The 13,065-nt window shown below is 74.4% G+C and carries 13 protein-coding genes; 7 read left to right on the top strand and 6 right to left on the bottom strand.

Annotated elements, in window-relative coordinates:
• Positions 1-64 precede the first annotated feature (64 nt).
• Complete coding sequence (locus GCU56_RS13945) at positions 65-538, top strand: MarR family winged helix-turn-helix transcriptional regulator (protein ID WP_345771838.1); 474 nt, start codon at positions 65-67, stop codon at positions 536-538.
• A gap of 61 nt (positions 539-599) precedes the next feature.
• Here GCU56_RS13945 and GCU56_RS13950 read toward each other — a convergent pair whose 3' ends face one another.
• The 3 genes from GCU56_RS13950 to GCU56_RS13960 form a co-directional block, all read right to left on the bottom strand.
• Entirely contained in the window at positions 600-938 is a 339-nt protein-coding gene (locus GCU56_RS13950; protein WP_345771839.1) for a GroES family chaperonin, read from the bottom strand.
• Between the two features lie 93 nt (positions 939-1,031).
• A complete protein-coding gene (locus tag GCU56_RS13955) occupies positions 1,032-1,379 on the bottom strand; it encodes a metallopeptidase family protein (RefSeq protein ID WP_345771840.1) in 348 nt (115 codons plus the stop codon).
• Positions 1,376-2,803, bottom strand: a complete 1,428-nt coding sequence (locus tag GCU56_RS13960) for a GuaB1 family IMP dehydrogenase-related protein (RefSeq protein WP_163482348.1) — start codon at positions 2,801-2,803, stop codon at positions 1,376-1,378. The genes GCU56_RS13955 and GCU56_RS13960 overlap by 4 nt, the downstream gene beginning before the upstream one ends.
• A gap of 207 nt (positions 2,804-3,010) precedes the next feature.
• Here GCU56_RS13960 and GCU56_RS13965 point away from each other — a divergent pair, with 207 nt between their 5' ends.
• Both GCU56_RS13965 and GCU56_RS13970 read left to right on the top strand, forming a co-directional pair.
• On the top strand, positions 3,011-3,823 hold the full coding sequence (locus tag GCU56_RS13965) for a hypothetical protein (protein ID WP_163482349.1): 813 nt from the start codon (positions 3,011-3,013) through the stop codon (positions 3,821-3,823).
• Complete coding sequence (locus GCU56_RS13970) at positions 3,813-4,181, top strand: hypothetical protein (RefSeq protein WP_163482350.1); 369 nt, start codon at positions 3,813-3,815, stop codon at positions 4,179-4,181. Before GCU56_RS13965 ends, GCU56_RS13970 begins: the two co-directional genes overlap by 11 nt.
• On the opposite strand, the gene GCU56_RS13975 is transcribed toward GCU56_RS13970, so the two are convergent.
• From GCU56_RS13975 to GCU56_RS13985, 3 genes are read right to left on the bottom strand one after another with little or no spacing between them, the layout of a single operon-like run.
• Positions 4,178-5,632, bottom strand: a complete 1,455-nt coding sequence (locus GCU56_RS13975) for a glycosyltransferase family 2 protein (RefSeq protein ID WP_163482351.1) — start codon at positions 5,630-5,632, stop codon at positions 4,178-4,180. The genes GCU56_RS13970 and GCU56_RS13975 overlap by 4 nt on opposite strands.
• A complete protein-coding gene (locus tag GCU56_RS13980) occupies positions 5,632-6,690 on the bottom strand; it encodes a HEAT repeat domain-containing protein (RefSeq protein WP_163482352.1) in 1,059 nt (352 codons plus the stop codon). The genes GCU56_RS13975 and GCU56_RS13980 overlap by 1 nt, the downstream gene beginning before the upstream one ends.
• On the bottom strand, positions 6,687-7,073 hold the full coding sequence (locus tag GCU56_RS13985) for a response regulator transcription factor (protein ID WP_163482353.1): 387 nt from the start codon (positions 7,071-7,073) through the stop codon (positions 6,687-6,689). Before GCU56_RS13985 ends, GCU56_RS13980 begins: the two co-directional genes overlap by 4 nt.
• Before the next feature lie 108 nt (positions 7,074-7,181).
• Between GCU56_RS13985 and GCU56_RS13990 the strand changes: the two genes are divergently transcribed.
• From GCU56_RS13990 to GCU56_RS14005, 4 genes are read left to right on the top strand one after another with little or no spacing between them, the layout of a single operon-like run.
• Positions 7,182-9,989 carry a response regulator gene (locus tag GCU56_RS13990; RefSeq protein WP_163482354.1) on the top strand — a complete coding sequence of 936 codons (2,808 nt, stop codon included), beginning with the start codon at positions 7,182-7,184 and terminating at the stop codon, positions 9,987-9,989.
• Positions 9,990-10,035: 46 nt separating this feature from the next.
• Positions 10,036-11,331, top strand: coding sequence for a serine--tRNA ligase (serS, locus tag GCU56_RS13995; protein WP_163482355.1), 1,296 nt, complete (start codon positions 10,036-10,038; stop codon positions 11,329-11,331).
• A complete protein-coding gene (locus GCU56_RS14000; RefSeq protein WP_239522265.1) occupies positions 11,328-12,263 on the top strand; it encodes an HAD family hydrolase in 936 nt (311 codons plus the stop codon). Before serS ends, GCU56_RS14000 begins: the two co-directional genes overlap by 4 nt.
• Entirely contained in the window at positions 12,256-13,059 is an 804-nt protein-coding gene (locus GCU56_RS14005) for a Cof-type HAD-IIB family hydrolase (RefSeq protein WP_163482356.1), read from the top strand. The genes GCU56_RS14000 and GCU56_RS14005 overlap by 8 nt, the downstream gene beginning before the upstream one ends.
• Positions 13,060-13,065: the final 6 nt, after the last annotated feature.

The raw sequence follows: 13,065 nt of genomic DNA on the forward strand, positions 1-13,065 counted from the left end.
GATAATCTCGATCGTCGAGATGTTACTGCGGGTGGGAGCCCGCGCGCGAACGGGGAGGTGCGGAGTGGCCGACAATGCAGCCCGTGCGCGGCAGGAGCTGGCACTCCTCCTTCGCCGGCTGAACGTCGAACTGGATGCGGTCGGCCAGCGATTCGCCGATCGGCACGGCCTGAACCGCACCGACGTCCGGGCGCTCGTGGCGATCATGGACGCCGCCCGGCGGGGCGAGGCGCTCACCGCCGGCCGGCTGGGCGAGGCCGTCGACCTGCGCTCGGCCTCGGTGACGGCGCTGGTCGACCGGCTGGAGAAGGTCGGCCACGTGCGGCGGGTGCGCGACCCCGGGGACCGGCGCCGCGTGGGCCTGGAGATGTCCGACGCCGCGATGGCGGCGGGGGCCGAGCACTTCGGTGGTCTGGCGCACGACCTCGTGGCCGCGATGGAGGGCTACACCGACGGGGAGCTGGACGTCGTCCGTCGCTGGCTGGAGGACATGACCGCCGTCATCGCCCGCCACTCCCGCGGCGAGGCCGAGTCGTGACCGTCGCGCCCTCGCGTGGTCCCGCCCCTGAGGGTGCGAAGGGGGGGGAGGGGGTCCTCCGTCAGAGGTAGAGGCCGGTCGACTCCTCGATGCGCTCTGCCGCGACGGCGTGCACGTCGCGCTCGCGCAGGATGATCAGGTCCTCGCCGTGCACCTCGACCTCGTGCTGGTCCTCGGGCGAGAAGAGCACCGTGTCGCCGACCTTCACCTGCCGCACCGACGCGCCGACCCCGCGCGCCTCACCCCAGACCAGCCGCTTGGCCACCTGGGCGGTCGCCGGGATCAGGATGCCGCCGCTGGAGCGACGGTCGCCGTCCTCCTTGCGCAGCGCCACCAGGATGCGGTCGTGCAGCATCTTGATCGGCAGCTTGCCGACCGTGGGAGCGGTGTCGTCGGGCACGTCGTCCCACGCTACCCGCCGCCCCGGGTGCGATCAGGTGCGCTCCAGGCCGTCCCGGTCGCCGAGCCCCCGCGACCAGCGCGGCGCCCGCTCTCAGCCCCAGCCGAGCTCGTGGAGGCGCTCCTCCTCGATCCCGAAGTGGTGCGCGATCTCGTGGACGACGGTGATCGTGACCTCCTCGACGACCTCGTCGGCGGTCGCGCAGACGTCGCAGATCGCCTCGCGGTAGATCATGATCCGGTCCGGCAGCGCGCCGCCGTACTGCCAGCCGCGCTCGGTCAGCGCGTAGCCGTCGTAGAGCCCCAGCAGGTCCGGCTCGTCGGGGTTCCGGTCCTCGACCAGGACGACGACGTTGTCCAGCAGCGCCATGAGCTCCTCGGGCACCTCGTCCAGCGCGTCGGCGACCAGCTGCTCGAAGACCGGGAGCGGGAGCGGCTTCACCAGCTGGTCGGCAGCGGCCGGCCCTCCTCGTAGCCGGCCGCACTCTGCACCCCGAGCACCGCGCGCTCGTGCAGCTGGTCGATCGTCCGCGCCCCGGCGTAGGTGCACGACGAGCGGACCCCGGCCACTATCTGGTCGATCAGGTCCTCGACGCCCGGGCGGGCCGGGTCCAGGTACATCCGGGACGACGAGATGCCCTCCTCGAACAGGCCGGCGCGGGCCCGCTCGAAGCCCGACTGGGCCGACGTCCGGGCCTTCACCGCGCGGGCCGACGCCATGCCGAAGGACTCCTTGTACAGCCGCCCGGAGCCGTCGTCGTGGATGTCGCCGGCGCTCTCGTAGGTGCCGGCGAACCAGGAGCCGACCATGACGTTCGCCGCCCCGGCGGCCAGCGCGAGCGCGATGTCGCGCGGGTGGCGGACGCCGCCGTCGGCCCAGACGTGCTTGCCCAGCGCACGGGCGGCGGCCGCGCACTCCTCGACGGCGGAGAACTGCGGCCGGCCGACGCCGGTCATCATCCGGGTGGTGCACATGGCGCCCGGCCCGACGCCGACCTTGACGACGTCGGCACCGGCCTCGATCAGGTCGCGGGTGCCCTCGGCCGTGACCACGTTGCCGGCCACGACCGGAGCGGCCCCGGCCACCGACCGGACGGCCGCCACCGCCTCGACCGCCTTCTCCTGGTGGCCGTGCGCGGTGTCCACCACCAGCACGTCCACGCCGGCGGCGAGCAGGGCACCGGCCTTGCCCGCCACGTCGCCGTTGATGCCGACGGCGGCGCTGGTCAGCAGCAGGCCGTCGGCGTCGGTGGCCGGCGTGTAGATCGCCGAGCGCAGCGCGCCCTTGCGGCTGATGACGCCGACCAGCCGGTCACCCTCGACCACCGGTGCCGCGCTGACCCGCTCGTCGGAGAGGACGTCGAAGATCTTCGGCAGGTCCGTGCCCGCGGGGATCGTGAGCGGGGCGGCCGTCATCACCTGCGACAGCTGGGCGAACCGGTCGACCCCCTGGCACTGGCCGTCGGTGACGACGCCCACCGGGGAGCCGTCCTCCACCACGACCACGATCCCGTGCGCGCGCTTGGTGAGCAGCGCCAGCGCCTCGCCGACCGTCGACGTCGGGGACAGCGTGATCGGGGTGTCGTAGACCGGGTGCCGCGACTTGGTCCACGAGACGACCTCGGCGACGACGTCGACCGGGATGTCCTGCGGCAGGACGGCCAGCCCGCCGCGGCGCGCGACGGTCTCGGCCATCCGCCGTCCCGAGATGGCCGTCATGTTGGCGACGACGACCGGGATCGTCGTGCCGACCCGGTCCGGCGTGGTCAGGTCCACCTCGAGCCGGGAGCCGACGGTCGAGGAGTTGGGCACCATGAAGACGTCGGCGTACGTGAGGTCGTGGTCGGGGCGCTGCAGGAACCGCATGGACCCATTGTCCCGCACGCGCGGTGGCACATCAGGGAACATCGAGCGAGGCCTCCCGCTTTGGCAGGACTCGCCCTGCGCACGACGGCACCCGCGGTCCGCCGGATCGCTACGGTTCCGCACCGACGGCGCTCCGATCAGCGGTCCCCGTCGACCGGACGGAGAGGGGGCGACGTGCTCCGGACTGCCCGCCGCCGAGGCGCAGCCGTGCTCGCGGTCCTCGCCGCCGGCCTCCTCGGCCCGGTCCTCGTGCCCTCGGTCGCCGGCGCCTACGTGGACAAGACCGGCGTCCGGGCGGTCACCACCCAGACCGCGGCCGTCGTCCCGGGGCAGTCGGCCTGGCTCTCGGTCGTCTGGACCGGCGACCAGACGGTGACGAACTGGTCGACGACGGTCAGCGCACCCCCCGGGGTGACCGTCACGTACCCGACCACGCGCGGGGGCTCGGACACCTCGCTGTACGGCTCGGACACCCTGGTCGGCAGCACGCGCGACTTCACCGCCTTCGAGCTGCGGGTGCCCTACACGCAGGCGGCGTCCTTCCCGGTCACGCTGCACTCCACCTACACCAGCACCTGCGGCGACAACGGCCAGTGCAAGGAGCAGGGCGGCGGCAACGACGACAAGGCCCGGGACCTCAGCACGACGGTCGTCGTCACGGTGCCCGTGGTGCCGGCGATCGGACCCGAGTTCACCCAGGCCAGCAGGGACCTGTCGGTCCCGGTGGGCAGCAACGCGTTCCACCAGCTCGCGTTCACCGCCGGCCAGGCCGACCTGGCCGACTTCACCGTGCGACTGGGCGCCCTCCCCGCCGGGCTGACGGTCGGCTACCCGGGTGACGCCACGGTCAGCCGACCCGCGGGCGGACCCGCACTCGTGGGTCGCACCAGCGACAGCCTGGCCGTCCGGCTCGATGCCACCGGTCTGGCGCGGGGGACCTACACCGTGCCACTGGTCATCACCTACACCGCTGCAGCGCCGCGGACCGCGTCCGGGACGGTGACCCTCGTTGTCCGGTGATCGCCGCCGGGCGCGCGCCGGTGCGGCCCTCGCGCTGCTGGCCCTGCTCGGCGGCACGGCGGCCTGCGGCACCGGCGCCCCGGCCGAGGCTGCTCCGGCGACCAGCAGCGCGCCGTCCGGCACGCCCGCCGACCCGGCCACCGGCCGGATCGCCGAGGTCGAGTTCGCCCGTCAGTGCACGGTCGCGTCCGCGAACTTCGCCGACGAGGCCGGGTTCACCACCGACCTCGACGCCCGCCTGGCGACCGCCGGCTTCACGCACGAGCAGTGGAAGCAGTGGCACGACGCGCTGGACGACTCTCCCGCGCTCGTCGCACAGTTCGCCGCGGTCAGCGCGGCTGGCTGCCCCCCGGGCTAGGGCCGGACGGGCACCAGCCGGTCGGACGGCGGATCGGCGGCGAAGCCCACCCGCGGCATCGCCGTCCACACCGGGGTCCGGCGGGTGAGCGCGGCGACGAGGCCACGCAGGCGGTACCAGGAGTGCGCCCACCGGAACCACAGGTGCTCGACGACGGCAGCACCCATCAGGCTCAGCAGGTCACGGCCGCGGCCGTAGCGGTGGTAGCTGACCTCCTCGACCGCGATCGCGGTCGCGGACAGCAGCACGCCGAGCGCGACGGCCAGCACGAGCACCGCCCCGGCGACGGCGGGCTGGACCAGCCCGAGGACCAGCGAGGTCGCCACCGCGGCGAGCCCGACCAGTTCGACGACCGGCCCGAGCAGCTCGAAGAGCAGGAAGAACGGCAGCGCCAGCATCCCGATCGGCCCGAAGCGAGGGTTGCCGATCATCCGGCGGTGCTTCCAGAGCAGCTGGCCCAACCCGTGCGACCAGCGCTTGCGCTGCCGGCCGAGCACCTGCCAGCTCTCGGGCACCTCGGTCCAGCAGACCGTCTGGGGGACGAACACGACCCGGTGCGGGCGACGGTTGCGGCGCAGGTGCTCCTGGATGGTGACGACGAGTTCGGCGTCCTCCGCCAGGGACAGGGGGTCGAGGCCGCCGACCTCGAGGACGACGTCCCGGCGGAAGAGCCCGAAGGCGCCGGAGATGATGAGCAGGGCGTGTGCGTCGGCCCAGCCGGTGCGCCCGAGCAAGAACGAGCGCAGGTACTCCAGCACCTGCACGCGGACCACCCAGCGCCGCGACAGCCGCGGCTCGAGCAGCGTCCCGCGGTCGGTGAGGGAGCCGTTGGCCGCCCGGATCACCCCGCCCGAGGCGACGACGTTGTCCGGGTCCTCCACGAAGGGGCGCGAGACCTGCAGGAGCGCCTCGGTCTCCAGCAGCGAGTCGCCGTCGACCATGCAGACCAGGGGGTGGCGGGCGTGGTTGAGCGCCGCGTTGAGGGCGTCCGAGCGCCGGCCGACGCTGGTCTTGCGGATGACGGTCAGCGGATCGCCGGTGGTGGCACGGTGCACCGAGAGGACCTCGCCGTCCACGGGCAGGTCCGCGGTGGGCCGCGGCGTCACCTCGCGGAGGGCGTAACGCTCGGCCACGAGGTCGAAGGTGCGGTCGGTGGACCCGTCGTCGACGAGCACGGCCTCGAAGGCCGGGTACTTCTGGCCCAGGACGGCGGACAGCGTGTCGAGGATGCCCGCCTCCTCGTCGTGTGCCGGCACGAGGATCGAGACGGCGGGGGTCAGCGGGCTGGCGAAGGTCTCGTCGTGGCCCTCGACGCCACGCCAGTGCCGGTTCCGCCAGACCCGCCGCGCGCCCGCGAGGACGAGCAGCACGGTGACCAGGTGGAAGAGGGCGACGTGCGCCAGCAGGGCCCAGTTGGCGACGAACACGGCGTCGACGAGCAGCTCGCGCATCAGCGAGCCACCGCCAGTGGCCGGAAGGGGGAGACCGCGTCCAGGGCGGCCACGGCGGCTCCGGCCGCCGGACCGTCGGAGGTGGCGAGGGTCCGGAGCCGGTCGCGGCCCTCGGGGGTGATCGCGGCGAGCGCGTCGGCGCAGGTCGTGCGGACCCGCAGGTCGGCTGCCGCCATCCCGGCGACGAGCGCCGGGATGCAGTCTGGGTCGCCGATGCGGCCCAGCGCCTCGGCCGCTGCCTGCCGCAGGGCCGGATCGCCCCCGAGCACGGCGACCCGGCTCAGTGCGGTGCCGGCCTGCGGGGCACCGATCCGGCCGAGGGCCGCGGCCGCGGCCCGGCGGACCTCCGCCGGGGACGCGTCGTCCTCGAGCGCGGCGGTGAGGGCGGGCGTCGCGGGGACGTCACCGTGCAGCCCGAGCAGGCCGGCGGAGAGGGCCCGTGCTCGTGCCGACCCCGTCTCCAGGGCCGTCCGGAGCGCCGGCAGTGCCGGGGTGCCGAGGTCGAGGAGGGCCATGCCCACGATGCCGGAGGGCAGGTGTCGTGCCGAGGTGAGCGATGCCAGCAGATGCGGGACGGCCCCCACATCGCCGGCCTTGCCGATCGCCCGCGCAGCCGCGGACCGGACGTCGGGGGAGCGGTCCTCCAGCAGGGTGACCAGGTCGTGGGTGTGCCGGGTGCTGCCGGTGGCGCCCAGCAGCATCGCGGCCCGGCCGCGCCGCCACGGTGCGCGGGCGGAGAGGTCCGCTGCGGCCCGGTCCACCACGCCGCGCGCGACCAGGACGTCGCGGAGGACCTGACGGTCGTTCCCGCGCAACTGGGGGAGGAGGTGCAGGACGACGTCGTCGAGCACGGCGGGGGCGTCGGCCAGGGACTGGACGGTCTCCGTGCCGTCGAGGAGCGTGTAGACGAGTGGGGTGAGCTCGGCGCGACGGGCCGCGTTCCGCCGCTCCCGACGACGACGGGCCACGTGCACCCCGCCGACCGACAGGAGCAGCAGCACGACCAGTCCGGTGACCGCCGTGCTGGTGAGCACGACGGGGCCCGGCAGCAGGGTCACGCCGGGATGCTGCCGGGCGGCAGCGCGGCGGTGACGCGGCTGATCAGCTCACGGGTGCTGAACGGCTTGGCGACGAAGTCGGTGGCACCGGCGGCGAACCCGCGCTCGAGGTCGGGCTCCTGGGCCTTGGCGGTGAGCAGCAGCACGGGGGTGCGGGCGAGGACCCGATCGGGGTCGGAGCGAAGCGCCGAACAGACCTCCAGGCCGTTCATCCGCGGCATCATCCAGTCCAGCACCACCAGATCAGGGCGCAGCTGCCGGGCCGCGGCCAGGCCGGCCTCCCCATCGGACTCCACGGAGATCTCGAGGCCCAGCCGGCCCAGCCGGAAGGCGACGAGGTCGGCGATGACGGGGTCGTCGTCGACGACCAGGACGTGGCTCATGGGGCTCCGATCAGGAAGGGTGGGGCACAACCCGCATCGGCACGACGGGCCGGGAGCTGTAGCGGCGGCTCGGCTCAACACCGGTGCGCCTCCGGCCGATGGCCGGAGGTGCCCCTCGCCACGCCCCGCGGTCCCCGTGCCGACGCCCCGCCGCTGCGGGAGCTGCTGCGCCGGCCGCTCCTGGTCGGACTCGCCGCGCTGACGGCCGTGGCGCTGACGACCGTGGGTCTGGCCGTCGTCGTGCTCACCCTGCTGGGGGCACGGGTCGATCGCGCGAACGCGATGCTGAGCGCCCTGCAGGACGGGCACATCGCGATGCTCAACCAGGAGACGGGTCTGCGCGGTTTCCTGGTGACGCGTGAGGCGCGGTTCCTGGAGCCGTACCGGAAGGGCACGGCCGACCTCGAGCGGGCCGACGCCATCCTCCTCCCGCTCGGCCGCGCCGACGCGGAGCTGTCCGAGACCCTCGGGCGGCTGCACGCGGCCGAGCGACGGTTCATCGAGCAATGGGTCGAGCCGGTGCTGGCCGGTCAGCCGGCCATCGGCGACACCGTCGCCCTCAGCGAGCTCATCCGGCAGGACAAGCGGCTGTTCGACGCCTACCGCGAGGTCGAGGCCGAGGCCCGGACGCTCGTGGAGCGCCAGCGCGAGCAGGCGCTGGACCAGCAGTCGATGACCGTCGCCCTCGGCGCGGCCCTGAGCCTCGTGGTGACCGGCGTCGTGGCGCTGGCCGTCCGCCGGGCCAACCGGCGGCTCGCCGACACCCTGCTCCCGCCGACGCAGCGGGTGCGGGAGACGCTTGCGTCGCTGGCCGCCGGTGACGTGGAGAGCCGGGCGGTCGAGAGCGGGCCCGCGGAGCTGCGGGACATCGCCGGCGACGTCAACGTGCTCGGGCAGGCCCTCCACGACCGCAACGTCCTGGTCGAGGCGCGCCAGCAGGAGCTGATGGCCGCCCGGGACGAGGCCGAGCGGGCCGGGCAGGCCAAGACCGCCTTCCTCGCGACCATGAGCCACGAGATCCGGACGCCGCTCAACGCCGTCCTGGGGCTGACCGACCTGCTGCTGACCACCGAGCTGTCCGACGAGCAGCGCGGCCACCTCGACACCGTGTCCCGCAGCGGGGACAGCCTCCTGATGCTGATCAACGACATCCTCGACTTCTCCAAGATCGAGGCCGGGGAGCTCGACCTCGAGAAGGCGCCGTTCGATCTCTCCGACCTGGTCTACGACGTCGCCCAGCTGCTCGCCCCGCAGGCCACAGGCAAGGGCCTGGACCTGCTGGTCGACATCCCCGCCGATCGGACGTGGCACGTCCTGGGTGACGGCGCCCGCCTCCGGCAGGTCGTCGTGAACCTCGTGGGCAACGCCGTCAAGTTCACGCCGCACGGCCAGGTCCTGATCAGCGTGAGCGGCGAGGAGACCCGCTCGGGCGTGCGCTGCGCCATCGCGGTGGCCGACACCGGCATCGGCATCCCGGCCGGCCAGCACCACCGGCTGTTCCGGTCGTTCAGCCAGGTGGACACCTCCACCACGCGGTCCTACGGGGGCACCGGCCTGGGGCTGGCGATCAGCCAGCGCATCGTCGCGGCGATGGGCGGCGACATCGCCGTGGCCAGCACGCTGGGTTCCGGGTCGACGTTCACCATGACCGTCGAGCTGGACGTCGCGCCGAGCACGGCGGGGTCGCCGACCGAGACCCTCACCGGACGGCGGCTGCTCGTCGTGGACGACAACGCCACGAACCTCCGGATCCTGGAACACCAGCTGGCCGGCTACGGGGCGGTCCCGGTGCTCGTGCGCAGCGGCGCGGAGGCGCTCCGCCTCGTGGCGGAGGAGCCCCGCTTCGACGCCTGCCTCCTCGACCTCCACATGCCCGGCATGGACGGTGACGAGGTGGCCGAGCGCCTGCGCCGGCTGGCGAACGGCGCGACGCTGCCGCTCATCCTCCTCAGCAGCTCCGCCTCGGTGCCGGCCGAGCGTGCGGCGCTCTTCGCCGCCCGGCTGCACAAGCCGGTGCGCCCGGAACGGCTCGAGCAGACGGTGCGGTCGGTGCTCGGCGCGACGAGGACCGGCAGCCGGCGATCGGGTGGCCGCACCCCTGGTGGCATCCCCGCCCCGCGCCGGGCGGAGCCGGGGCGTCGGCTCCGCGTCCTCGTCGCCGAGGACCACGCCGTCAACGCCCAGCTCATGAGCCTCTACCTCCAGCAGCTCGGGCACGACGGCGAGCACGTCGGGAACGGGGAGCTAGCCGTCGAGGCCGTCCGGACCGGCGACTACGACGTCGTCCTCATGGACGCACAGATGCCCGTGCTCGGCGGCGTGGACGCGACCGCCGCGATCCGCTGCATGCCCGGCCCGCAACCGCGCATCGTGGCCGTGACCGCCAGCGTGCTCGCCGCCGACCGGTCCGCGTTCCTGGAGGCCGGCGCGGACGACTTCCTCACCAAGCCGGTCCGGATGGCGACGCTGGAGGAGGCGCTCCGTCAGTGGCAGACCGACGTCCCGCACCCCGGCGGGGACGCCGTGGCTGCGGTCGTCCCGGCGCACGAGGAGGAACCGGTCGACGTCCTCGACCCCGCGACGGTGGCCGACCTGCGCGACCTGGGGGACGACGCGTTCGGTCAGCTGTACGGCAAGTACGCCGCGAGCCTCGGGCCTGCGGTCGACGCGATCGCGGGAGCTGCCGCTGCCGGCCGGTGGGACGAGGAGGACCACGACGCGGTGCCGCGCCTGGCACACCGTCTCAAGGGCAGCAGCGCGGCGATGGGCGCCCAGCGGCTGGCCGGGCTCTGCCGGCGCCTGGAGGAGGCCACGAGCGCCACGTCCCCGGGCGTCGTCGCCGCGCTCGCCGGCCTGACCGGCGAGGCGCAGCGGGTGGAGGCGGCCGTCGCCCGGCTGTGCGACGCGGCACGGTGACCTCGGGCGGGGCGGGCCGCCGCCGCCCGGCACCTACGATCAGGGGGTGATCGACCTGCGGCTCCTGCGGGAGAACCCCGACCTCGTCAAGGCCAGCCAGCGCGCCCGGGGTGCCGACGAGTCCCGGGTCGACGCGCTGCTCGCCGCCGACGCCGCCCGCCGCGAGGCGGTCAAGCGGACCGACGACCTCCGCGGCGAGCAGAAGTCCGCCTCCCAGGCGGTGAAGAAGGCCACCCCCGAGGAGCGGCCCGCCGTCCTGGAGCGCGCGAAGACCCTGGCGGCGCAGGTGAAGGACGCCGAGGAGGCGCTGCGCGCCGCCGACGTCGCCCTGCGCGAGGCGCACCTGCGCATCCCCAACGTCGTGCACGACGGCGTCCCACCCGGCGGGGAGGACGACGCGGTCACCCTGCGCACCGTCGGAGAGCTGCCCGTCCACGACTTCCCGGTGCGCGACCACCTGGAGATCGGCGAGGCGCTCGGGGCGATCGACATGGAACGCGGCGCCAAGGTCTCCGGCGCCCGGTTCTACTTCCTCACCGGGCCCGGCGCGCTGCTGGAGTTCGCGCTCGCCCAGCTGGCGATCAGCCGGGCCGTCGCGGCCGGCTTCACCCCGGTCATCGCCCCGGCCCTGGTGCGGCCGGAGGCCATGGAGGGCACCGGCTTCCTCGGTGAGCACGACGAGGAGGTGTACCGCGTCGAGCGGGACGACCTCTACCTCGTCGGCACCTCCGAGGTCGCGCTGGCCGGCATGCACAGCAACGAGGTGCTCGACCTCGCGGCCGGCCCGCGCCGCTACGCCGGCTGGTCGTCCTGCTTCCGCCGCGAGGCCGGCTCCTACGGCAAGGACACCCGGGGCATCATCCGCGTGCACTGGTTCGACAAGGTCGAGATGTTCAGCTTCTGCCGACCCGAGGAGGCGGCCGAGGAGCACCTGCGGCTGCTGGCCTGGGAAGAGGAGTTCCTCCAGCTGCTGGAGCTGCCCTACCGGGTGGTCGACATCGCCGCCGGCGACCTGGGCACCAGCGCCGCCCGCAAGTACGACATCGAGGCGTGGTTCCCCAGCCAGGGCACCTACCGGGAGCTGACCTCCACCTCCGACTGCACCACGTTCCAGGCCCGCCGGCTGGCCATCCGGTACCGCGACGCCGACGGCCGCCCGCAGCCGGCCGCCACGCTCAACGGCACCCTGTGCGCCATCGCCCGCACCATCGCCTGCCTGCTGGAGGTGCACCAGCGCGCCGACGGCTCGGTGCACGTGCCGGTCGCGCTGCGTCCCTGGCTGGGCGGGGTCGAGCTGCTGACCCCCGGTATGACGCTGGTGGCGCCGGTGCCCACCGCATGACCGCGCACCTCCCGCAGCCCGAGGCCCCGGCGGTCCTGGCCCCCGTCGGGGTGCTCGGCGGCGCTGACACGGTCGTCGAGCTGGGCGACGTCGGGACGTGGCGGCCGAAGCTGGTCGCCACCGACCTCGACGGCACCCTGCTGGACTCCGCTGGCGAGGTCAGCCCGCGCACCCGCGCGGCACTGGCCGCCTGCTGGGACGCCGGCATCCCGGTCGTGGGCGTCACCGGCCGCGGTCCCCGGTTGCTCGACAGCGTGCGCACCGCGCTCGACGGGCGGGGCATCGCCGTCCTGGCCCAGGGCGGGTTCGTCGTCGACCTGGAGCGCGACGAGGTGCTGCGCACCGTCGGGCTGCCGCGGGCCCGGGCGATGGCGGTGATCGAGCGGATCGAGGAGGTCGCCGGCGAGCTCGTCGTCGCCGTCGAGGACGCCGCCGAGCAGGGTGAGGTGCACTCACCGCTGCGGGTCCAGCACGGGTTCGACTGGCCCTACCCGGAGCCCGCGCACCTGCTGCCGCGGCACCAGGTGCTGCCTGCCGGGGCGGTGCTCAAGGTCTTCCTGCGGTCGTCGTCGCTCGGCCAGGACGAGCTGCTGGCCCGCGCCCGCTCGGTGGTGGACCCGGTCGACGCCGAGGTCACCCACGCCGGACTCGGCTTCATCGAGGTCCTGCCCCCGGGCATCACCAAGGCCACCGGGCTGGCGATCGCGCTGGAGCGGTACGGCGTCGGCTTCGGCGACGTCCTCGTCTTCGGCGACATGCCCAACGACCTGCCGATGATCGAGGCCGTGCGCGCGGCCGGCGGGCGGGCGGTCGCGGTGGCCAACGCCCACCTCGCCGTCCGGTCGGCCACGCCCGTCGTCACCAGCGGCCACGACGCCGACGGCGTCGCGCGCTACCTGGAGGCCCTCCTGGTGGGGGACCCGCGTGTCTGACTGGCGCCCCCGGCTGATCGTCAGCGACATGGACGGCACCCTGCTGCGCCGGGACGACACCGTCAGCGACTCGACGCTCGCCGAGCTGGCCCGGTGGCGGGACGACGGCGTCCCCCTGGTGCTGGCCACCGGCCGGCCACCGCGCTGGATGGTCCGGATCCGGGAGGTGCTGGGCCACGGCACCGCGGTGTGCTGCAACGGCGCGGTGCTGCTGGACCTCGAGGACTTCCAGATCGTCGACGAGGACCGGTTGCCGCCCGAGGTGCTCCGCGAGGTCACCACGGAGCTGCGCCGGCAGCAGCCCGACACCTGGTTCGCCGTCGAGTACGGCCTGGAGTTCCGGCACGAGCCGGTGTACCAGCCACGCTGGGACGTCGATGCCCCCGGTGTCGCCGTCGCCACCCTCGAGGAGATGGTCGCGGCACCGGTGGCCAAGCTGCTGGCCCGCCACGAGCACCTGCCCCGCGACGAGTTCGTCGCCCTCGTCGAGGACGTGGTGGGGGACCGGGCGACGGTCACCTGCTCGTCGAGCGACGCGCTCGCCGAGATCTCCGCGCTGGGCGTCACCAAGGCCACCGGGCTGGCCAAGGTCGCCGCCCGGCACGGCGTGGGGCCGGAGGACGTCGTCGTCTTCGGTGACATGCCCAACGACATCGCCGCGTTCGACTGGGTCCGCGAGGGCGGCGGGCGGGCGGTGGCCATGGCGCACGCCCACCCGGACCTGCTCGCCGCCGCGACCGACGTCACCGGCACCAACGACGAGGACGGGGTGGCGGCCTTCCTCGCCGCCCTCTGACATCCG

The organism is Geodermatophilus sabuli (assembly GCF_010686765.1).
Lineage (GTDB): Bacteria > Actinomycetota > Actinomycetes > Mycobacteriales > Geodermatophilaceae > Geodermatophilus > Geodermatophilus sabuli_A.